Consider the following 21,476-nt stretch of genomic DNA (forward strand, 5'->3'; position numbering starts at 1 on the left):
CTCCATGAGACCGTACCCTAAACCGACACAGGTGGACTGGTAGAGAATACCAAGGCGCTTGAGAGAACGATGTTGAAGGAACTCGGCAAAATACCTCCGTAAGTTCGCGAGAAGGAGGCCCGGTTCCAAGGCAACTTGGAGCTGGGGGCACAAACCAGGGGGTGGCGACTGTTTATTAAAAACACAGGGCTCTGCGAAGTCGCAAGACGACGTATAGGGTCTGACGCCTGCCCGGTGCCTGAAGGTTAAAAGGAGGGGTGAGAGCTCCGAATTGAAGCCCAGGTAAACGGCGGCCGTAACTATAACGGTCCTAAGGTAGCGAAATTCCTTGTCGGGTAAGTTCCGACCTGCACGAATGGCGTAACGACTTCCCCGCTGTCTCCAACATCGACTCAGCGAAATTGAATTGCCTGTCAAGATGCAGGCTTCCCGCGGTTAGACGGAAAGACCCCGTGCACCTTTACTACAGCTTCGCACTGGCATCAGGATTGTGATGTGCAGGATAGGTGGTAGGCATCGAAACCGGAACGCTAGTTCCGGTGGAGCCTCCCTTGAGATACCACCCTTCGCACTCTTGATGTCTAACCGCGGTCCGTTATCCGGATCCGGGACCCTGCGTGGCGGGTAGTTTGACTGGGGCGGTCGCCTCCTAAAGCGTAACGGAGGCGCGCGAAGGTTGGCTCAGAGCGGTCGGAAATCGCTCGTTGAGTGCAATGGCAGAAGCCAGCCTGACTGCGAGACTGACAAGTCGAGCAGAGACGAAAGTCGGCCATAGTGATCCGGTGGTCCCAAGTGGGAGGGCCATCGCTCAACGGATAAAAGGTACGCCGGGGATAACAGGCTGATACTGCCCAAGAGTCCATATCGACGGCAGTGTTTGGCACCTCGATGTCGGCTCATCTCATCCTGGGGCTGGAGCAGGTCCCAAGGGTACGGCTGTTCGCCGTTTAAAGAGGTACGTGAGCTGGGTTTAGAACGTCGTGAGACAGTTCGGTCCCTATCTGCCGTGGGTGTAGGATACTTGAGAGGAGTTGCCCCTAGTACGAGAGGACCGGGGTGAACGATCCACTGGTGGACCTGTTGTTGCGCCAGCAGCAGTGCAGGGTAGCTATGATCGGACAGGATAACCGCTGAAGGCATCTAAGCGGGAAGCCCCCCTCAAAACAAGGTATCCCTGAGGGCCGAGGTAGACCACCTCGTCAATAGGCCGGAGATGTAAGTGCAGCAATGCATTCAGTTGACCGGTACTAATCGCCCGATAGGCTTGATCTGTTCCAGTAACAGGCAGTGACACAATGAACCAAAAGCAAAACTAAAACATGGACTTCATGTCGATTGTATCTCCGCGACGTCTCAAAATAAAAACGTCGCGAATATGGATTTTCCTCGGTTTGGTGGTCATAGCGCAAGTGAAACACCCGGTCCCATCCCGAACCCGGAAGTTAAGCACTGTTGCGCCGATGGTACTGCGTCTTAAGGCGTGGGAGAGTAGGTCACCGCCAAACCTAGTAAAATCCATAAATCTAAACGATCAAAAATACCTTCAGATATCCCAGCTGAAGGGACACCTTCCTAATCACAAAAAACGTGATCTGGAAATATACCGCGGGATGGAGCAGCCCGGTAGCTCGTCAGGCTCATAACCTGAAGGTCGTAGGTTCAAATCCTACTCCCGCAACCAACTTAAGCAAGCAATAACAAATACTTACAGTCGTCTCCGGGCGGCTTTCCGTGTTTGGAACAACGGCGCTGGAAGCAACGCGGAAGAAAACAGAACCAAGTGGCACCGTGGCGGAGATGGGTTTTGCCGACCATCTTTGAAGTGCTTTTGCATCTGGCCCGGTTCTGTTAACGTTGGCTTAACAAAAAACGCCATAGGCAGGCAGTCGAGCATATGCACACAGGCTTTCGAGGCACCTACGTTATTTCGTGGGGGCAGACCGAGGTTGATGGTCTGCCAGGGGCGCCGGTATCCGCCGTCGCTACTGGGGCCAGTTGGCGGTGGGGCGGAGCGCCCTTGCGCGTTGACGGGCCGGGGAACCTTCTACAGTTGGAACCGAGCGATAGAGCGCGCGATTTGCGGCGCAGCGCGGCGCGCAGTGTGCGCCGGTTGGTGGGGCTGGCGATAGATCCCAAGGCTGAAGAAACCGGGTCGCAGGCTGCAGAGCCGGACACCGCGACAGTGCTGCGGGACCGCCATTTTGTGGTCACGGACGGGCTGCGCAATTACACTGTCACCCTGATTGAGGTGGGGCAGGGGCGACGTCCCTTGCTGATGTTCGTGGATTGCCGACCACCGCAGGACACAGATCTCTGGATTGTGGATGTACGGCTTGAGGGCTGCGACCGGGCGAATGTGTCGTCCCATACCGGGGTGATCTGTTTTACGCCCGGCACGATCTTGCGGACGCCCGCAGGCGGGGTGCTGGTCGAACACTTGCAGGAAGGGGACTGGATCCAGACCCGCGACAGCGGTGCCCAGCAGATCCAGTGGATTGGCGCGCGGCGCATGAGTGGAGCGCGCCTGTATGTGGCGCCAGAGCTGCGTCCGGTGCGGATCAGGGGCGGCGCGCTAGGCATGCAGAGGCCGGATGCGGATCTTCTGGTCTCCCCCAGCCACCGCATGTTGTTGCGCGGGCCGCATGTGCAGAGCCTGTTCAACACCTCCGAGGTGCTGGTTGCGGCGCGGGATCTGATCAACGGGCGCGATATTGTCGTCGATACCCAGTTGCGCGAGGTCACCTATATCCATCTGTTGCTGTCGGATCATCAGGTGCTTTGGGCGAATGGGGTGGAGACGGAGAGTTTTCATCCGGCCCAGGCCGCGCTGAGTGCGCTGCGTTGCGAAGACCGGACGCGCCTGTTGCAGGTGCTGCCGGATCTGGAGGTGGACCCGATGCGCTATGGCGATTTTGCGCGTCGCAACCTGAGCCAACCGGAGGCGGCTATCCTACGCCATGCTGCCGCCTGATCCATCGCGGATCAGAGGGGGCGGGCTCTTGGAAATTGCCCTGTTTTTCGGCGCGGGACATAGCGCCAGAAAAGCTGGTTGACTCTCTCCAGCCCTCGTCTATACACGCGGCTTCATTGGTGTTGGTGGCTCCCGCAAGGGAATGCCTGTCATGCCCGAAGCGCGCGAGTGAGTGCAACGCGGAGCAAGAGGACAACGCCCTTCGATGCAGCCATCTGGTTGTGATATAAACTGAAGGAGATCAGCCGTGACCAAACGCACGTCTGCCAAGTACAAAATTGACCGCCGTATGGGCGAAAACATCTGGGGCCGTCCGAAGTCCCCGGTGAACCGTCGTGAATACGGCCCCGGCCAGCACGGTCAGCGCCGTAAGGGCAAGCTGTCCGATTTCGGTATCCAGCTGCGCGCCAAGCAGAAGCTGAAAGGCTACTACGGCGACCTGACCGAGAAGCAGTTCCGCCGCATCTACTCCGAAGCGGAGCGTGTAAAAGGCGACACCGGTGAGAACCTCATTGGTCTGCTGGAACGCCGCCTGGATGCGGTTGTGTACCGTGCCAAGTTTGTTGCAACCGTTTTTGCAGCCCGTCAGTTCGTGAACCACGGTCACGTGCTGGTCAACGGCAAGCGCGTGAACATCCCCTCCTACCGCGTGAAGGAAGGCGACGTGATCGAAGTTCGCGAGAAGTCCAAGCAGATGACCGCGCTGCTGGAAGCTGTTCAGCTGCCTGAGCGTGACGTGCCTGACTACGTTGAAGCTGACCACTCCAAAATGACCGCCACCTTCGTGCGCGCACCGGGCCTGTCCGACGTGCCGTACCCGGTTGTCATGGAACCGAACCTGGTCGTCGAATTCTACGCCAAGAACTAAGTCTGTCCCAATCGGACAAGACAGAGAAGGGGCTGCCATCGGGCGGCCCCTTTTTTCGTTTGGGGGCTGCCGCTGCGGTTTCGGCTGTCCAACGGTCGCGCCGCCCAGCTTGCACCATTGGCATTAACGATTGTCAGCGGCCCCCTCACAGACCTATCCTGCCCGCAGAGGCCCGTTCAGAGGCCATGGAACAGGAAGGTAGACGATGAAGATGACCCGTATTCTGGGGTTGGCTGCGATGGCGGCTGTGACGGCAACATTGACATGGGCGGCCCCCCTGCGCCTGACACCGGCGGATCCGCAGCCCCGCGGGCTGAAGCCCGGCCTGTCGGTGCGCTATGCCTATCCCGATGATGTGAAAACTCTGCGCAGCGCCGCCAAGGCGCTGGAGGCCGGTGCGGAAGCTGGTCCGCCGCTCAAAGGGCTGGACTATCGCGATACCAGCATTGGGCAGAAGGCGCTGACTTCAAAGCGCTCCGAGAATGTCGCGGCGGATATTCGTGGCTATGTGCGGTTCGATGCGCCGGGCATCTATACCATTGATTTTCTCACCAATGACGGAATGCGCGCGGTGATCGGCGGCAAGGTCGTCGGCAAGTTCGATGGCCGCCAGACCTGTCAGGAGACCTTTGCCCAGAAGGTGGAAGTGCCCAAGGCGGGCTGGTATCCGCTGCAGGTGCTGTATTTCCAGCGGTTGAACACCTCCTGCCTGCATATGCGGATGGGGCCGGAAGGCAGCCGTGTCACCTGGATGCCGAACAAGGCCTTTGGCCGGTAACAGCCGGCGGCGATCATGATGCCACCGGTGGGTGTCCGCCGCTACAATGGCAGCGGGCGTCCCTCTGCGATGGCTTCCATCGCGAAATATGAGGTAACGCTGTCCAGCTCGACCCCTTCGATCAGGCGCTGGTAGACCTTGTCATAGCTCGCCATATCCTCTGTCACCACCTTGAGCTGATAGTCGTAGTCCCCGCCGATGCGGTGAAAATCGACAACTTCGGGGATGGTTAGCACGTGTCGGCGGAAGGTCTGCAGCCAGTCCGCTGAATGGTGCCGTGTGCGCAGCATGACAAATACCACCAGATCCAGCCCCAGCTGTTTGCGGTCCAGCCGGGCGGTGGTGCCCTGCATCAGGCCGCTTTCTCCGAGGGTTTTCAGCCTCCGCCAGCAGGCGTTCTGAGACAGGCCGACTTGTTCCGCCAGATCGCGTTGAGAGAGGCTTGCGTCACGCTGAAGCGCGCGTAGGAGGGCAAGGTCGATGTGGTCCAGCTTATGCGTCATGGCGCCATCATAGGCAGGGGGCAAACGGGAGTTCAATCGCTCAGTGTTGCGGTGCTGCCCGGAACCGGCGCCCTGCAACCGAAAGCGGGACGTCTTGCCGCTTTCCCATTGCGGTCAAGGTGGTTATTACGAAGCGGCATCTAAGGAGCATCTATCATGACCCACATCGCGCCGCAGCCTGGCATTCTGGATATCGCTCTCTATGAGGGTGGGGCTGCCCATGTGAAGGGGATGAGCAATGTGACCAAGCTCTCCTCCAATGAAAACCCGCTTGGGCCAAGCCCGAAAGCCATTGAGGCCATGCAGGCGGCGGTCGCTCAGATGCATCGATATCCCAGTTCCGATCACAGCGGCCTGCGTCAGGCCATTGGCGAGGTCTACGGCCTGCCGATGGAGCAGATCATCTGCGGGGCGGGCAGTGACGAGATCATCACCTTCCTCTGTCAGGCTTATGCGGGGCCGGGCGATGAGGTTCTGTTCACCGAGCACGGCTTTGCCATGTATCGGATCAGCGCGCTTGCCGCCGGGGCGACACCAGTTGAGGTTGCCGAGAGCGACCGTGTCACAGATGTTGACGCCTTGCTGGCTGGCTGCACGGAGCGAACGCGGTTGGTGTTCATCGCCAACCCGAACAATCCCACAGGGACCATGATCGGCGCCGCTGATCTGGCGCGTCTGGCGGATGGTCTGCCCAAGAGCGCGTTGCTGGTGCTGGATGGCGCCTATGCGGAATATGTCGAAGGCTACGATGCTGGTGCAGCGCTGGTGGCGAGCCGCGACAACGTTGTGATGACGCGTACGTTCTCGAAGATCTACGGACTGGGTGGCGCGCGGGTTGGTTGGGGCTATGCGCCAAAGCCGGTTATCGACGTGCTGAACCGGGTGCGGGGACCATTCAACCTCTCCTCTACGGCGCTGGCCGGGGCCGAAGCTGCGGTGCGCGATACCGAGTACACCGAACATTGCCGTCAGGAAAACGCCAAATGGCGGAGCTGGCTGGCGGAGGCACTGGCGGAGCTGGGCATCCCCTCGGACACCTCTTGCGCCAACTTCATTCTGGCGCGGTTTGCCAGCCCGGAAGAGGCCGGCGCCTGTGACGCATTTCTTCAGTCGCGCGGGCTGATCGTGCGTCGGGTGACAGGCTATAAACTGCCTGCTGCTTTGCGGATCACGGTCGGGGATGAGACCGCCTGCAAAGCGCTCGTTGCTGCGGTGAAAGCCTTCAAAGGGGGCGCAGCATGAGTAAACCCATCTACACCCGCATCGCACTGATCGGTCTGGGCCTGATTGCCTCCTCTATGGCGCATGCCATTCGCCGTGGCGGGCTGGCGGGCGAGATCACTGGATATGCCCGCAGCTCCGAGACCCGCGATACCGCGCGACGCATCAACCTGTGTGATCGCGTCTGTGATACGGCTGCGGAGGCGGCGCAGGACGCTGATCTGGTTGTGCTCTGTGTGCCCGTCGGGGCGATGGAGGCTGTGATGGCGGAGATTGCGCCGGTGTTGAAACCCGGTGCTACGGTTTCGGACGTGGGGTCGGTCAAACGCCATGTGATCGACGCGGTGCAGCCGCATATCCCGGAGGGGGTGCATTTTGTGCCCGCGCACCCTTTGGCCGGGACGGAACATTCCGGGCCAGAGGCTGGATTTGCGGAGCTTTATGACAATCGTTGGTGCCTGTTGGTGCCAGTGGAGGGCAGCGAGCGTGCCCCGGTGGAGCGACTACGGCAACTCTGGGAGGGGATGGGCGCCAATGTTGATGAGATGGATGCCGATCACCATGATCTAGTGCTTGCCGTGACCTCCCACGCGCCGCATCTGATCGCCTACACAATGGTAGGGGTCGCAGATGACCTGCGCCGGGTCACCGACAGTGAGGTGATCAAATATTCGGCTGCGGGGTTCCGGGACTTTACCCGGATTGCGGCCTCCGATCCGACCATGTGGCGGGATGTCTTCCTGACCAACAAGGATGCGACGCTGGAAATATTGGGTCGCTTCACGGAGGAGCTGTTTGCGCTGCAGCGGGCGATCCGCACCGGAGACGGTGAGCATCTGCACCAGTATTTCACCCGCACCCGCGCCATCCGCCGCGGCATTATCGAGGCGGGGCAGGATACAGCTGCTCCGAACTTTGGCCGTGAGGCAAAATCATGAGATGCGGCTGGATGGCCGGGCTGCGTGCTCTCTCAATTGCAGCTGGGCTGACCACGCTGGTTGCGGTCAGTGCCGGTGCCACGGCAGCCAATGCGCCGGAAACCTCCCTGCGGCCCAATGCGCGCCCGCACCCGGTGTCCGATGCAGCGGTGACGGCTGCTGCGCTCTCTGTCACCGCAGAGCTGCGCCCTCAATCGCGCCCGCAGTCGGAACAGGCTATCGCCCTGGCTGCGTTGAGCCTGCCGCTAGTACCTGCGGGGCCCGACGCCTCTCTGCGTCCGCATTTGCGACCCGGGGATCTGGCGGAGAAGATCCTGTTTGGCAAACGCAAACGCCGCAAGACCTCTGTCTGCGGTGATATCGACATTCAGGGCAGTAAGGTTGGCACGGTGCCGGGTCGATTGAACGGCTGCGGGGCAAAGAATGCCGTGCGCGTCCGCTCGGTCGCGGGGGTGACGCTCAGCCAGCAGTCGGTGATGACCTGTGACACGGCGCGCGCGCTCAAGAAATGGGTTGAGCGGGATGTGATCAAGGCCTTTGGCCGCCGTGACAAAGTGGTCTCCATGCGGGTGGCCGCGCATTATTCCTGCCGCACCCGCAACAACCGTCCCGGTGCCAAGATTTCCGAACATGGTCGCGGCAAGGCGATTGATATCTCAGGTTTTGTACTGGAGAGCGGTAAGGTTGTCACCGTGCTGAAAGGCTGGACCGCGCGCGCCACGCGCAAGGGGCTGCGCAAGATGTGGAAAGGTGCCTGTGGTCCATTTGGCACCGTGTTGGGACCGCTGTCGGATCGCTACCATCTGGACCATTTCCATCTGGATGTGGCGCGACATCGCGGCGGTCCTTATTGTCGTTAACGCAGGACCAGACGGGGCGCCGGGCCAATGGGCAGCGGGCCTAGCGCGACATAGCCGGATTTGAGCGTGAGCGGCAGATCAAGATCGCGGTGGTTGCCGCCGAGGCCGGCGAAAACCTGCAGCACCTGTTCAATGCCCGCGCGAACGCGGGGCGGCAGGTTTCCTGCAGTCTCTGCCATTTGCAGAATGTCCTGCCAGTTCTCGACTTGCAGCGCGAGGTCGCCCTCCGGCAGGCCGGTTTCATCAAGGCTGATATCCCCCGTGGCTTTGATCCGCATTGGCCCCCAGCGGGCTTCGGCCAGATGTAGTGTAATCTCGCGGGGCTGAGGGCGCCGCAACTCAATCGCGTTGCGGTCCCAACCGGTGTCGAAATGTACCTCCATATCGATGGCAACCACGTCGAGACGATCTGGTACGCCCTGCGTAGCCGCGAGACGCTGGCGCAGCAGCGGATGTGGCAACACGCCTTCGGCGCGAGCGCTGATCTGATACTGCGCGGGATCGCCGATCTGGCTCATTTCCAGCGCAAAGGTCTCACCGCTTAGATCCAGTTTGTCATCGCTCTTTAGGCTCCAGTCATTGGACTGCGCGCGCAGCTCTTCGAGGTCGAGCGCGGACCCGGGAGCGAGCTGCAAATCGGCGCGTAACCCATCGGCCTGAATGGTGGTGGTGGCGTCGAAATAGGAGAGTTTCTGCGGCGTTGGTGGCAGTCGCAGCGTTAGGGTGCCAGGCCATATCGCGAGGCTGCGAATGTCGAGCCAATCGGCGCGCCAGGCCAACCCTGTGCCGGGATCAGCAAGGGCAGGGGTGGTGATCCGATGATGGTGGTGCAAGGGAAAGCCCGTGGTATGCAGTGCTGCATAATCCGCCTGCCAGCCCTGACGCTGTTGCTCGGCAAACCAACCATCAAGCCCCTGACGCAGGCCCCAGCCCGCAATGGCCCAGTAAAGGCTCCAGACGCAGGCGGCAATCAACAGCAGTTTTGTCCATCGGATCATCATTCGGCCTCTTTTCTGGACGTTGAATTTGATGTTTATAGACCGCGATCAAAAAAGGGCCAGCGTCATGACCATGTGGGTATTTGGATACGGATCTTTGTTGTGGAACCCGGGCTTTCCGGTCGCCCGCCGCGAAGTCGCGACGCTGCCGGGGTATGCCCGGTCCTTCTGCATGAAATCCATCCATCATCGCGGCAGCGAGGAGAAGCCGGGGCTGGTTCTGGCATTGGACGCGATAGATGGCGCCGCCTGCACCGGGATCGCGCTGGCGGTTGAAGCGGGCCACGAGGAACAGACATTGCAGGAGCTGCGGGCGCGGGAGCTGATCTCCTCGGCCTATGTGGAGAAAGATCTGACGGTCCAGCTGGCCAGCGGGGGGGACGTGACGGCGGTCACCTATGTGATTGACCCGGATCACAATCAATATTGCGGTGGTATCAGTCTGGAAACTCAGGCGCGGATCATTGCGGAGGCGGTTGGCGGGCGTGGTCCCAATACCGAATACCTCTTTAATACGGCGGAGCATCTGGCCGAGATCGGGTTGCGCGATGCCGATTTGGATTGGCTGTCGGCGCGTGTGCGGGATCTTGCATCATAAAGCCTTGGCTCTTTTGAGGTTTTGCCTATAGGCTCCGGTTCTGCAAGAACACCAATAAAGTGTCAGGAGCCACAGACCATGGCGCAGCCAGACCGCGAAAGCAGGCCGCAGTTTTCCCAACCGGTACGCCAGATCATCATGATGCTGATTGCCCTTGGGCTGTCGGGGGTTGGGGCCTTTGTGGCGCTGCCGCGGGTCCTGCCGGTTTTTGAGGCCAATCCCTGGCTTAACGGGTTTATCCTGCTGGTGTTTGTCTTTGGTGTGATGGCCTGTTTCTGGCAGGTGCTGCAGCTGATCGGGTCGGTGCGCTGGATCGAAGGGTTCGCCGCCGGGGTGACCAGTGATGATGATCGCCCGCCGTCGATGCTGGCGCCGCTGGCCTCGCTGTTGCGCTCACGGGGCGCGCGGATGCAGCTGGGGTCCTCGTCGACCCGGTCGATCCTGGATTCCGTTGCCACGCGGATTGATGAAGAGCGCGAAATTACGCGTTACATCGTCAATCTATTGATTTTTCTCGGCCTTCTGGGGACCTTTTACGGTCTGGCGACCACAGTACCTGCGGTGGTGGATACCATTCGCAGCCTTGCCCCGCAGGAGGGGGAAGAGGGTATTGCGGTGTTCAATCGGCTGATGACCGGGCTTGAGGCGCAGCTGGGGGGCATGGGTGTTGCTTTTGCCTCATCATTGCTGGGGCTGGCAGGGTCGCTGATTGTTGGCCTGCTGGAGCTGTTTGCAGGTCATGGTCAGAACCGGTTCTACCGCGAGCTTGAGGAATGGCTTTCCTCCTTCACTCGGGTCAGTTTCTCCTCCGGTGAAGAGACAGGTGGCGGTGAAAACAGTGCGCTTGCTGGGGTGCTGGACAGTATGACCGAGCAAATGGATGCGCTGCAGGCGATGTTCGTCCAATCATCCGAAGGGCGCGCCGGGGTGGATCAGAAGCTGTCCGCGCTGGTTGATGCGATCACGGATATGAACCGGCGGCAGGATCAGTCCGAAGGCACCGCGCGCGCGCTTGAACGGGTGGCTGTCGGGCAGGAAGCCCTGACCGAGCTGATGCGTGCTCAGGGAGATGTCGGGCTGGACGCCGAAAGCCGGATGCGGCTGCGCTCCATCGATGTGCAGATGCTGCGTATCCTTGAGGAAATCTCCGCCGGACGTCAGGAAAGCCTTGCTGAATTGCGCAAAGATATCGACCTCTTGGTCAAAGCCTTTGCCAGACCACGTGGGTTGGGTCGCAGCGCGCGCGGGTCCGAGGATTAAGCCATGGCTTTGTCACGTCGCACCGGACAGCGTTTTCAGGCCTCGATCTGGCCGGGATTCGTAGATGCGATGACCGGTTTGCTGCTGGTCTTGATGTTCCTCCTGACCATTTTCATGGTGGTCCAGTTTGTCCTGCGAGAGACGATTTCCGGGCAGGAAAGCCAGCTGGATGAGCTGGCAGCAGAAGTCGGGGCGCTCGCTGATGCTCTGGGCCTCGAAGAACGTGCGAACAGTCAATTGCAGGCGCGGCTTGGGGCGCTGTCGGCCACGCTTGGAACCACCCAGGGTGCGTTGGAAACAGCAGAGGCAGACCTTGCAGCTGCGCGGGGCGAGATCAGCGATTTTGAGGCGCAGGTCGCCCAGTTGCTGCTGCAACAGCAGGACGCCAACGCCACCATCCGTGATCTGACCGCAGAGCGGGCAGCGCTGCAGGCGGCACAGAGCGATCTGGAAGGCGAGCGGGACGCGCTGTCGCAGGCTCTTGCGGCCAGTCGCGATGAAATCGATGCCCAGACAGAGGCTGCGCGCCTTGCCGCAGCCAAGCGGGAGGCGCTGGAAGCGCTTGTTGCTGATCTCGAAGGGCAGGCGTCTGAGGCAAGTGCAGCAGCTTCGCAGTTGGAAGCGGAGCTGACCGATGCAGAGGCTGCACGTCTTGCGGAGGCGGCTGCCGCAGAGGCGCTGCGAAATCGCTTGAAGACAGCAGACGCGGAATTGACGGCGATGACACTGGCCCTGGAAGAACAGCGTCAGGCCGCGGAAGATACGCTGACGTTGCTGGCGGCCGCGGAAACCGCCAAGGAGCAATTGGATGCGCAGTTGGCGGACGTGTTAGACGCGCTGGATGTCGCAAAGGTGGCAAACGCGGACCGTGACGCATTGGCCGAGCGCTTGACCCGCGTTCTCGCACAGTTGGAAACCGCGCAGATCAACGCCGATTCACAGGTTGCCGCACTGCAGGCAGAGCTGGAGCAGCTTCGTGAGAGCCGCGACGCGGCAACCTCTGAGTTGGAAAATACAGCAACAGAACAGGCTGAAACGGAACAGCGTCTGCTGGAGGCCCTGTCTCAGCTGGAACAGGCCAATGCAGCGGCTGCTGACCGGGAGGTGCTGCAACAACGCCTGCTTGCAGCGCTGACTGAGGGCGAAGAGCGGGCCGCGGAAACCGCAGATCTGGCCAGCCTCGCCGAACAGCGCGCGGCCCTCTTGGCACAGGCCCGCGAGAGCCTCAGCACGGAGCAGGCGGTGTCAGAGGAGGCGCAGCGACAGACGGCACTTCTCAACCAACAGGTTGCGGCGCTGCGAGAGCAGCTCGGTGGGTTGCAGGCGCTGCTGGATGACTACAAGGCCCGTGACGCCGCACAATCGGTGCAGATGCAAAATCTCGGTCAGGATCTGAACGCCGCACTGGCGCGGGCCGCTGCCGAGGAACGCCGCCGCCGTCTGCTGGAAGAAAGTGAGCGTAAGCGACTGGAAGCCGAGGCCGAACAGCTGAGCAGCAAGGCCCAGGATCTGGAGCAATACCGCTCGGAATTCTTCGGCCGCCTGCGGGATGTCCTGGGCAACCAGGAAGGGGTGCGGATCGAGGGGGATCGCTTTGTCTTTGCCTCTGAGGTGTTGTTTGCCCCGGGGAGCGCGGATTTGTCGCCGGTCGGGCGGGCGGAAATTGGCAAGGTCGCCGGTATCCTGCAGGCTGTTGCGGCGGCAATCCCGCCGGAGATCAACTGGATCATCCGTGTGGATGGTCACACCGATGACACGCCGCTTGGTATCCATCCGAAATTTGCCGACAACTGGGAGCTAAGCCAGGGACGCGCCCTGTCGGTTGTGCGCTATATGGTGCAGGCGCTGGGCATTCCGCCCGAGCGCCTGTCTGCCAATGGGTTTGGTGAGTATCAGCCGGTGAACCCTGCACAGACTGCGGCGGCCCGGGCGCAAAATCGTCGGATTGAGCTGAAGTTCACCGAACGCTGACGGCGCTGTGTTATCGCCTTGTCGCTCTGCCCTCTGGTCCCGCAGTTGCGAGCGCTGAGCGTTGTTTTCGCCGCGCTGACAGGCGGGATATCAGCGCCTTCGCCTCGGTCGGTGGTTCCTGCTCAATCCGCCTGTAGTTGCTGCCATCTCGCTGACGCGTCAGCAGTCCGCAGGAAATCATGGTCCGGCGTAAGGTTGCGGGGTCCTCAAACTCATGTTCTGCCAGCAGGAGTCTGTTCACTTCCGTCTCGGGCATTGGTGTGTCGGGCGGGAACACCGCCCAAAGACCAAAGAGCGCGAGCGTCTGCACCGCCCGTCGGGAGGGCCAGCGCAGCAGTCGCCCCGAAGCATCAAATTGGGTGAGTGTGCGTTCAATCAGCCGGTGATCAGCGGAGGGCGCCGTATTGGCCTGCGCCAGACGTCCGGCAGCGGCCTGAACGGCGCGCTGATGTTGCAGGTTCTGAAATCCGGCCGCGCGCGCCAGCATATTCATCAGCGTCAGATGGGGTGGACTGGCCTCCCCCAGTTGACGGGCCAGAGCTCGGGAGAAATGCGACAGGTCATCGACCTGTAAGGGAATAGATTTGCGGGTCATATTGCATCCAATTGGCGCCCGTCCTGGTCGTTGGTCGCTGGCTTGACGACGCGGCGCCATCTGCAATGGAAACCGTTCGATTGGATGGCAGGTTTAGCTCTCCCATGCGGGAGCAGCGACGCCTCGGTGTCTGCCGACCGCGACCGTAGACTAGCGCGTAGCCAAGGCGAGGCCAAGAGGGCTTCGCTTTGGCCCATCCTTATTCGACGGTCATGTCCTGCTGATGGTCATCAATGATCTCTCCGTCACGCAGCAGCGTCGCCGTGGCGGAGTAGCGACCGGGTTGGAGCCCGGCACCGTGGATCCGCTTGCCCGCTGCGCGGAACAATTGCGCCTGAGTTTTCTCCAACCGCTCAGTCTGCTCCAGCACGGGGCCGTCCGGCCCGTCGATCCGTAGCATCAGCTGATCACCACTGCGCGCGCCGAAGGCATAGGCCCAAAAAACCAATGCGCCTGACCCGGCGGGCAGGGGAGCCTGATCCGCTGTTCCGGCCTTGATGGCGGGAAATTTCGGGACATGATCGGCAAATCCACTGCCCAGAAACCCGCCAGCCTGATAGGTGATATCGTCTGCCCAGAGCGGTGTGCCTATGTCTGCACCGCAACCTCGCTCCATGCGGGGGCCGAACGGATCAACCGTCTTGCCGTCCTTGCGCACAGAGAGGTGCAAATGCGGGAATTGTGTGCTGCCAGAAAGGCCGATTTCTCCCAAAGGGGTGCCTGCAGTCACCTTGTCTCCCGACTTCACAAGAATGGAGCCGCGTTTCATATGGCAGTATTGGGTTTCCCAACCATCCCCGTGACGCAGCAGAACCCCATTGCCGCATTCGCGGCCCTTAATGGCAGGATCGCCGGGGCCGGTGGAATAGCGGTCTTCCATCCCGTCGCGGCTACCGGCCACGGTGCCATCTGCGGCGGCGAATACGGTGACGCCAGCATCCATATCGCTCAGGTAGGGCAGGGCAATGTCTGTGCCCTTGTGCCCATCGTAGGTAAGCGGATTGCAGGTGAAATCCTGTGTCGCCGGCCCCAACGCGCGGTCAACATATTGCTGGATCTGGCAGCTGTCGCCCAAAGTACAATCAACGGGCCAATCCAGAACGAGATCGCTCGCCGCGACGGGCGCGGCGAGCGATGAGATAAATGCAAAAGGCAAGAGCCGCATCGGGTTACTCGGCCGTCAGAAGGGGCGGCTTGTCTCCCGAGATGCGCGGTTTGGCTGGGCCTTCGATCCTGAGATCCAGTTTGCCATCCTTGATGCCGACCTTAACAAGACCACCTTTGGCGAGTTTGCCGAACAGCAGCTCCTCGGCCAGTGGTTTCTTGATGTGCTCCTGAATGACGCGGCCCAGAGGGCGGGCGCCCATCCGGTCATCATAGCCCTTGTCCGCAAGCCATTCGGCGGCCTTGCGGGTCAGCTCGATCGAGACATTGCGATCCATCAGCTGGGCTTCCAACTGCAGGACGAACTTCTCGACAACTTGCAGGATCACATCCTTGGGCAGCGGTGCGAAGGAGATGACCGCGTCCAGACGGTTGCGGAATTCCGGCGTGAAGGTCCGTTCAATCGCGGCGGTGTCCTCGCCCTCGCGCCGGTCACGGCCGAAGCCAATGGCCGCCTTTGCCTGTTCGGAAGCGCCGGCATTCGAGGTCATGATCAGCACCACGTTGCGGAAATTCACCGTGCGACCGTTGTGGTCGGTCAGCTGGCCATTGTCCATCACCTGCAACAGGATGTTGAAGACATCCGGGTGCGCCTTCTCGATTTCATCCAGCAGAAGTACACAATGGGGATGTTGATCGACACCATCGGTCAACAGGCCACCCTGATCGAAACCGACATAGCCCGGAGGCGCGCCGATCAGGCGGGAGACCGCGTGTTTCTCCATGTACTCCGACATGTCAAACCGCAGCAGCTCTACGCCAAGCGTATCGGCGAGTTGCTTGGCCACCTCGGTCTTGCCGACACCGGTGGGGCCTGCAAAGAGGTAGTTGCCGATGGGTTTTTCCGGCTCACGCAGGCCCGCCCGCGCCAGTTTGATGGCACTGGACAGGGCATCAATTGCGGCGTCCTGACCGAACACCACCCGTTTTAGCGAGCGTTCCAGATCCTTCAGCACTTCGGCATCGTCCTTGGAGACATTCTTCGGCGGGATTCGGGCGATTTTGGCGACAACGGCCTCGATCTCCTTGACGCCGATGGTCTTGCGGCGCTTGCTTTCCACCACCAGATGCTGGGCGGCGCCTGCCTCATCAATGACGTCAATGGCCTTGTCCGGCAGTTTGCGATCATTGATGTAGCGGGCCGACAGTTCGACCGCAGATTTGATCGCATCGCTGGTAAAGCGGATGCCGTGATGCTCCTCGAAATAGGGCTTCAACCCCTTCAGGATCTCGATGGAATCTTCAACCGAAGGCTCATTCACGTCGATTTTCTGGAACCGGCGCGACAGGGCGCGGTCTTTCTCAAAATGCTGACGGAATTCCTTATAGGTGGTGGATCCCATGGTGCGCAGCTTGCCGCCCTGAAGGGCGGGCTTCAGCAGGTTAGAGGCGTCCATCGCGCCACCAGATGTTGCCCCAGCGCCAATCACGGTGTGGATCTCATCGATAAACAGCACTGCGTCGGGGTGATCTTCCAGCTCGGTCACCACGGCTTTCAGGCGTTCCTCAAAGTCACCGCGATAGCGGGTGCCTGCCAGCAGCGCGCCCATGTCGAGCGAGTAGATGGTGGTTTCCGACAAGACCTCAGGGGTTTCACCAGCGACAATCTTGCGCGCGAGACCTTCGGCGATGGCGGTTTTGCCAACCCCGGGATCGCCGACCAGTAGGGGGTTGTTTTTGCGACGGCGGCACAGCACCTGAATGCAGCGCTCAACCTCGTGGCTTCGCCCGATCAGAGGGTCAATGTCACCTTCGCGGGATTTCTCATTGAGATCGACGCAGTATTTCGCCAGCGCGCTCTCTTTCTTGTCGCCCTCGGTGGTTGGCTGAGGTTCATCCTCGACTTCCGGGGAGCCGGAGACCGGGCGGGATTCACCAAAAGCCGGATCCTTGGCTACGCCATGGGCAATGAAGTTCACCGCATCATAGCGGGTCATGTCCTGATCCTGCAGGAAATAGGCTGCGTCGCTCTCACGCTCGGCGAAGATGGCCACCAGAACATTTGCACCTGTGACCTCAGTCCGGCCGGAGCTTTGTACATGGATGGCGGCGCGTTGGATCACGCGCTGAAAGGCAGCGGTTGGAACCGCTTCTGAGCCGTCGATATCAGTGACCAGATTGGCGAGATCCTCATCGACAAATTCGACAAGGGTCGCGCGCAACTCGGTGAGGTCCACGCTGCAGGCGCGCATAACGCGTGACGCCTCAGGCTCGTCCAGCAGGGCAAGCAGCAGGTGTTCCAGGGTTGCGAATTCGTGACGCCGTTCGTTTGCCAGCGCAAGCGCGGCGTGAATGGCCTGTTCCAAAGTGCTCGAGAATGAAGGCACGGGCGTGCTCCTCTTGGTCTTGGGTTGGCGGTGAGGCTGCGGGACGGATGCCTAGCCTTCCACAGTCCAACCATGTCCTGATAGTATTAGAGTTTGGTTGATAGTTGCCCGGCTTCAAGTTCTTTCTTGCAATTTCTTGTCACATTTATCGTGACTGTGCCGTGAAAAGGGGCCTGGCACGGTCAAAACTTGTCCTTCCGGGTCCGAATTTCGGCGAAGACTGCTGCCGCCGAGGCGTCCGGCATTCCAACCGCGGTCTTCAGGCTGTCGAGATGTGCCCGCAGGAAGGGGTTAGTGTCCAGTTCGTCCTGCAACCGCGAGGGCACGGTTGGCAGATCATCGGCGCGGGCGGCATCAATGGCTGTGCAGCGGCGTTGCAGCGCGGCGTTATCCGGCTCGATTGTGAGTGCGAAGCGGGCATTGGACTGGGTATACTCATGGCCGGAATAGACCGTCGTGTCTCCCGGCAGGGCTGCGAGTTTCTGCAGGCTCTGCCACATTTGTTCCGGTGTTCCCTCAAACAAGCGGCCACATCCCAGCGCCATCAGGCTGTCTGCGGTGAAGAGTGCGGCGGCATTCGGGACGTGAAAGGCGATATGACCAACCGTATGCCCGGAAACATCCAGCACGCGGACGTCATGGCCAAGGCAGGTGAAACTGTCGCCTTCTACCACTTCCAGGTCCAGCTCGGGCAGGCGATGGGCGTCAGCCTTGGCTCCGATGATTTGTGGGTCATAGGCGGCGCGCAGCTCCGCAACGCCGTCAATGTGATCCCAGTGATGATGCGTGAGCAAGATCTGATCCAACCCCCAGCCGCGGCGGTCCAGTTCGGCGCGAATGGCGGTGGCTTCGGGCGCATCCACCAGCGCGGTCTGACTGCTGTCGGCATTGTGCAGCAAAAAGGCATAGTTGTCGGAGAGACAGGGCAGGGTAACGATCTCAAGGGGCATGGTCATTCGCTTCTCGATGGGTAAACTGACGGCGACTGGCCTCAGATTGGCCCAAGCAACGGACGCCCGCAATGCATCTTGATGTTCAGGATCTGAGGAATTTCTATTATCGCAGCACCCTGGGGCGGGCAGCGCAGGCGTCAATCCGTGGGCGGCTGCTCGAATTATGGCCCGAAGCGGCGGGACAGACGGTTGCGGGCTTTGGCTTTGCCGCACCATTGCTGCGCCCCTATCTGGCCGAGGCGCGACGGGTCATGGCATTGATGCCGGGGCCGCAGGGGGTGATGCAATGGCCTGCGGGACTGCCCAATGTTTCGGTTCTCTGCGAGGAGACAGCCTGGCCGATTGAAACCGGACATGTCGACCGGCTGGTGTTGTTGCACGGGCTTGAGACCTCGGATCGGCCGTCGCATCTTCTGGAGGAATGCTGGCGGGTGCTTGGTCCCGGCGGGCGAGCCGTGTTTGTTGTGCCCAATCGCGCAGGCCTTTGGGCGCGGTCGGATGTGACGCCGTTCGGGTTTGGGCGGCCCTATACGCTGAGCCAGGTGGAAAATCAGCTGCGGCTGCATCAGTTCACCGTAGAGCGGCATTCTGCGGCGCTCTATCTGCCGCCCAGTCAGCGCCGCTTTTGGCTGAAATCCGGCCCATTGTTTGAACGTATGGGCGACCGGTTGCCGGCGATGCTGGGGGGCGGCGTGTTTCTTGTTGAGGTCAGCAAGCAGGTGCATCCCCAGCGCGGCGAGATGACCCGGCTGCGACCGCCCAGTCCGATCCGGGTGCTGGAAGGGTTGTCCAACCCGCTCCCGGAGCCGGCTTGAGCCAACGCAACGTCTCGGACCTGATCAGCAGGGTGGGTTTCTACCTTGGTTGACCATGGGTCGCCAGCGCAGGACGCTGCGTCGCGGGCGCCTTGGGCTGGACAGGCGGCGGAAATTCGGGCGGTCTCAAATAGGCAGGTCTTAATCTTGGTGCGGCGAATGGCGTGACGTTACGGGAGCCGACGCTGGGCAGTTGGCGGCTTGATTCCCCGCTGATGGTTCAAAATCGCGCTTTCAGCGCTCATTTTCGACGGTTTGGAGGTTTTTTCACCTGCAAGGCGTGTTTTTTGCTGATTTGGAATCGCAAAATTGACCCCTAAAGTTGGTTTTTTTGACGCATGTTCTGTCGTTTCATCGGGCGTTATCGTCTAATCATTTGAAAACGCTTATAACTTCCTTTTTCACCCTGCCGTCCAAGGCAGTTGATAGGTTGCCAACGCTCTGCTACATCCACGCTGATTTTGACGCCCCACCAAATTGTGGGGAGACCTCACGCCCCCGGACGCCGCCTGCACTAGGTCAGCCAACCGGGGCCAATATCGGAAGGGTGGACGTGTCCGAACCAGCTTCGATCTCCGCAGGCATTGCCGCGCGCTATGCCACCGCGATCTTTGAGATCGCCGAAGAGAGCAAGGCGCTTGATAGCCTTGAAACCAGCATCAATGACCTGTCTGCCGCTTTGGCGGATAGTGAAGATCTCCGCGATCTGATCACGTCACCCCTGGTGTCGCGTCAGGAGCAGGGAACAGCGATCACCGCGATTGCCAAGAAAATGGGCCTGGACCCGGTTCTGAGCAATGCGCTGACGCTGATGGCCGAAAAGCGCCGCCTGTTTGTGCTGCCTGCGCTGCTTGACGCCCTGCGCGCACGCCTGGCCGAAACCCGTGGTGAGATCACCGCCGATGTCACATCGGCCAAGGCGCTGACCAAGACCCAGAGCGAAAAGCTGGCCAAGACCTTGGCTGAGCGCACTGGCAAGAAGGTCGTAATCAATGCAACCGTCGATGAAAGCATCATTGGCGGTCTTGTCGTTAAAGTGGGCTCGAAGATGATCGACAACTCGATCCGCTCCAAGCTCAACTCCCTACAGAACGCAATGAAAGAGGTCGGATAAATGGGTATCCAAGCAGCAGAGATTTCTGCGATCCTGAAAGACCAGATCAAGAATTTTGGTCAAGAAGCCGAGGTGGCAGAAATTGGCCGCGTGCTGTCCGTTGGTGACGGTATCGCCCGTGTCTACGGTCTCGACAATGTCCAGGCCGGCGAGATGGTCGAATTCCCCGGCGGCATCATGGGCATGGCGCTGAACCTCGAAGCCGACAACGTCGGTATCGTTATCTTCGGCTCCGACCGTGACATTAAAGAAGGTGACACCGTCAAGCGCACCAACTCCATCGTGGACGTTCCTGCAGGCCCCGAGCTGCTGGGTCGCGTTGTCGACGGTCTGGGCAACCCGCTGGACGGCAAGGGCCCGATCAACGCGGCAGAGCGTAAAGTTGCTGACGTGAAAGCACCGGGCATCATCCCGCGTAAATCGGTTCACGAACCGATGGCAACGGGCCTCAAGTCCGTGGACGCGATGATCCCGATCGGCCGTGGCCAGCGAGAGTTGATCATTGGTGACCGTCAGACCGGTAAAACCGCCGTTGCTCTGGACGCGATCCTGAATCAGAAAGTCTACAACGACGCCGCTGGTGATGACGAATCCAAGAAGCTGTACTGTGTTTATGTTGCCGTCGGCCAGAAGCGCTCGACCGTGGCTCAGCTGGTGAAGAAGCTGGAAGAAACCGGTGCGATGGAATATTCGATCGTGGTTGCTGCAACCGCGTCGGAACCGGCCCCGATGCAGTTCCTGGCACCCTATGCCGCGACCGCGATGGCCGAATACTTCCGCGACAGCGGCAAGCACGCGCTGATCATCTATGATGACCTCTCCAAACAGGCTGTGGCCTATCGCCAGATGTCCCTGCTGCTGCGTCGTCCGCCGGGCCGTGAAGCTTATCCTGGTGACGTTTTCTACCTCCACTCCCGTCTGCTGGAACGTTCCGCGAAGCTGAACGAAGAATTCGGTGCAGGCTCGCTGACAGCGCTGCCCGTGATCGAAACCCAGGGCGGCGACGTGTCCGCGTTTATTCCGACCAACGTGATTTCGATCACCGACGGTCAGATCTTCCTGGAAACCGAACTGTTCTATCAGGGCATCCGTCCTGCGGTGAACACCGGTCTGTCGGTTTCGCGTGTGGGCTCCTCGGCTCAGACCAACGCGATGAAATCCGTCGCTGGCCCGGTGAAACTGGAACTGGCTCAGTACCGCGAAATGGCGGCCTTTGCGCAGTTCGGTTCCGATCTGGACGCCGCAACCCAGCAGCTGCTGAACCGTGGTGCGCGTCTGACCGAGCTGATGAAACAGCCTCAGTATGCACCGCTGACCAACGCAGAGATCGTCTGTGTGATCTTCGCAGGCACCAACGGCTACCTCGACAAAGTCGACGTAAAGGAAGTTGGCCGCTACGAGGCTGGCCTGCTGGCGCATCTGCGCGGCAAGCATCAGGACCTGCTCGACTGGATCACCACCGAAGATCCGAAGATCAAGGGTGACGCAGCCGACAAGATCAAAGCAGCTCTGGACGCGTTCGCAGCTGACTTCGCTTAAGGG

At 60.5% G+C, this 21,476-nt stretch carries 18 protein-coding genes, 1 tRNA gene and 2 rRNA genes (1 of these 21 only partly in view); 15 read left to right on the top strand and 6 right to left on the bottom strand.

Features of this window, described 5'->3' with window-relative positions; translation table 11 throughout:
- From GAL_RS04200 to GAL_RS04225, 6 genes are all read left to right on the top strand, one after another.
- Positions 1-1,272 (top strand): 23S ribosomal RNA (locus GAL_RS04200); it begins 1,556 nt to the left of the window's first position.
- 118 nt (positions 1,273-1,390) lie between these two features.
- A 5S ribosomal RNA gene (gene rrf, locus GAL_RS04205) occupies positions 1,391-1,505 on the top strand.
- 99 nt (positions 1,506-1,604) lie between these two features.
- A tRNA-Met gene (locus tag GAL_RS04210) sits at positions 1,605-1,681 on the top strand.
- A 213-nt stretch (positions 1,682-1,894) separates the two neighbouring features.
- Positions 1,895-2,971 (top strand): Hint domain-containing protein, encoded by a 1,077-nt coding sequence (locus tag GAL_RS04215; protein WP_024096344.1) that lies wholly within the window; start codon positions 1,895-1,897, stop codon positions 2,969-2,971.
- 247 nt (positions 2,972-3,218) lie between these two features.
- Complete coding sequence (gene rpsD, locus GAL_RS04220) at positions 3,219-3,839, top strand: 30S ribosomal protein S4 (protein WP_024096345.1); 621 nt, start codon at positions 3,219-3,221, stop codon at positions 3,837-3,839.
- Positions 3,840-4,044: 205 nt separating this feature from the next.
- Complete coding sequence (locus GAL_RS04225) at positions 4,045-4,617, top strand: PA14 domain-containing protein (RefSeq protein WP_024096346.1); 573 nt, start codon at positions 4,045-4,047, stop codon at positions 4,615-4,617.
- 41 nt (positions 4,618-4,658) lie between these two features.
- On the opposite strand, the gene GAL_RS04230 is transcribed toward GAL_RS04225, so the two are convergent.
- The gene (locus tag GAL_RS04230) at positions 4,659-5,120 is read right to left on the bottom strand and encodes an Lrp/AsnC family transcriptional regulator (protein ID WP_014875429.1); all 462 of its coding nucleotides are present in this window, start codon (positions 5,118-5,120) and stop codon (positions 4,659-4,661) included.
- Between the two features lie 156 nt (positions 5,121-5,276).
- Here GAL_RS04230 and hisC point away from each other — a divergent pair, with 156 nt between their 5' ends.
- Genes hisC through GAL_RS04245 form a run of 3 tightly spaced genes read left to right on the top strand, consistent with a single transcriptional unit; the run spans position 5,277 to position 8,139 of the window.
- Positions 5,277-6,362, top strand: a complete 1,086-nt coding sequence (gene hisC / locus GAL_RS04235) for a histidinol-phosphate transaminase (protein WP_024096347.1) — start codon at positions 5,277-5,279, stop codon at positions 6,360-6,362.
- The gene (locus tag GAL_RS04240) at positions 6,359-7,279 is read left to right on the top strand and encodes a prephenate/arogenate dehydrogenase family protein (RefSeq protein ID WP_024096348.1); all 921 of its coding nucleotides are present in this window, start codon (positions 6,359-6,361) and stop codon (positions 7,277-7,279) included. The genes hisC and GAL_RS04240 overlap by 4 nt, the downstream gene beginning before the upstream one ends.
- Positions 7,276-8,139 (top strand): extensin-like domain-containing protein, encoded by an 864-nt coding sequence (locus tag GAL_RS04245; RefSeq protein WP_024096349.1) that lies wholly within the window; start codon positions 7,276-7,278, stop codon positions 8,137-8,139. The genes GAL_RS04240 and GAL_RS04245 overlap by 4 nt, the downstream gene beginning before the upstream one ends.
- Here the strand turns inward: GAL_RS04245 and GAL_RS04250 are convergent.
- Positions 8,136-9,137: a DUF2125 domain-containing protein gene (locus GAL_RS04250; RefSeq protein WP_024096350.1), complete on the bottom strand. Its 1,002-nt coding sequence runs from the start codon at positions 9,135-9,137 to the stop codon at positions 8,136-8,138. The genes GAL_RS04245 and GAL_RS04250 overlap by 4 nt on opposite strands.
- Before the next feature lie 67 nt (positions 9,138-9,204).
- On the opposite strand from GAL_RS04250, the gene GAL_RS04255 reads away from it, so the two are divergent.
- The 3 genes from GAL_RS04255 (at position 9,205) to GAL_RS04265 (ending at position 12,966) form a co-directional block, all read left to right on the top strand.
- Complete coding sequence (locus tag GAL_RS04255) at positions 9,205-9,735, top strand: gamma-glutamylcyclotransferase (RefSeq protein WP_024096351.1); 531 nt, start codon at positions 9,205-9,207, stop codon at positions 9,733-9,735.
- Positions 9,736-9,813: 78 nt separating this feature from the next.
- Positions 9,814-10,995 carry a hypothetical protein gene (locus tag GAL_RS04260; RefSeq protein WP_024096352.1) on the top strand — a complete coding sequence of 394 codons (1,182 nt, stop codon included), beginning with the start codon at positions 9,814-9,816 and terminating at the stop codon, positions 10,993-10,995.
- Between the two features lie 3 nt (positions 10,996-10,998).
- Complete coding sequence (locus GAL_RS04265; protein ID WP_024096353.1) at positions 10,999-12,966, top strand: peptidoglycan -binding protein; 1,968 nt, start codon at positions 10,999-11,001, stop codon at positions 12,964-12,966.
- Positions 12,967-12,976: 10 nt separating this feature from the next.
- Here GAL_RS04265 and GAL_RS04270 read toward each other — a convergent pair whose 3' ends face one another.
- The 4 genes from GAL_RS04270 to gloB all read right to left on the bottom strand — a co-directional run bounded on the left by GAL_RS04270 (position 12,977) and on the right by gloB (position 18,008).
- On the bottom strand, positions 12,977-13,561 hold the full coding sequence (locus tag GAL_RS04270; RefSeq protein ID WP_024096354.1) for a DUF2087 domain-containing protein: 585 nt from the start codon (positions 13,559-13,561) through the stop codon (positions 12,977-12,979).
- 199 nt (positions 13,562-13,760) lie between these two features.
- Positions 13,761-14,726, bottom strand: coding sequence for a M23 family metallopeptidase (locus GAL_RS04275; protein WP_024096355.1), 966 nt, complete (start codon positions 14,724-14,726; stop codon positions 13,761-13,763).
- Between the two features lie 4 nt (positions 14,727-14,730).
- Positions 14,731-17,052: an ATP-dependent Clp protease ATP-binding subunit ClpA gene (gene clpA, locus GAL_RS04280; RefSeq protein WP_024096356.1), complete on the bottom strand. Its 2,322-nt coding sequence runs from the start codon at positions 17,050-17,052 to the stop codon at positions 14,731-14,733.
- Between the two features lie 182 nt (positions 17,053-17,234).
- On the bottom strand, positions 17,235-18,008 hold the full coding sequence (gene gloB, locus GAL_RS04285) for a hydroxyacylglutathione hydrolase (protein WP_024096357.1): 774 nt from the start codon (positions 18,006-18,008) through the stop codon (positions 17,235-17,237).
- A 65-nt stretch (positions 18,009-18,073) separates the two neighbouring features.
- Here gloB and GAL_RS04290 point away from each other — a divergent pair, with 65 nt between their 5' ends.
- The 3 genes from GAL_RS04290 (at position 18,074) to atpA (ending at position 21,473) form a co-directional block, all read left to right on the top strand.
- Positions 18,074-18,820, top strand: coding sequence for a class I SAM-dependent methyltransferase (locus GAL_RS04290; RefSeq protein ID WP_024096358.1), 747 nt, complete (start codon positions 18,074-18,076; stop codon positions 18,818-18,820).
- Positions 18,821-19,373: 553 nt separating this feature from the next.
- Entirely contained in the window at positions 19,374-19,934 is a 561-nt protein-coding gene (locus tag GAL_RS04295) for a F0F1 ATP synthase subunit delta (RefSeq protein ID WP_024096359.1), read from the top strand.
- Entirely contained in the window at positions 19,935-21,473 is a 1,539-nt protein-coding gene (atpA, locus tag GAL_RS04300) for a F0F1 ATP synthase subunit alpha (protein WP_024096360.1), read from the top strand.
- The last annotated feature ends 3 nt before the right edge of the window (positions 21,474-21,476 follow it).

It is taken from the genome of Phaeobacter gallaeciensis DSM 26640, from assembly GCF_000511385.1.
GTDB lineage: Bacteria > Pseudomonadota > Alphaproteobacteria > Rhodobacterales > Rhodobacteraceae > Phaeobacter > Phaeobacter gallaeciensis.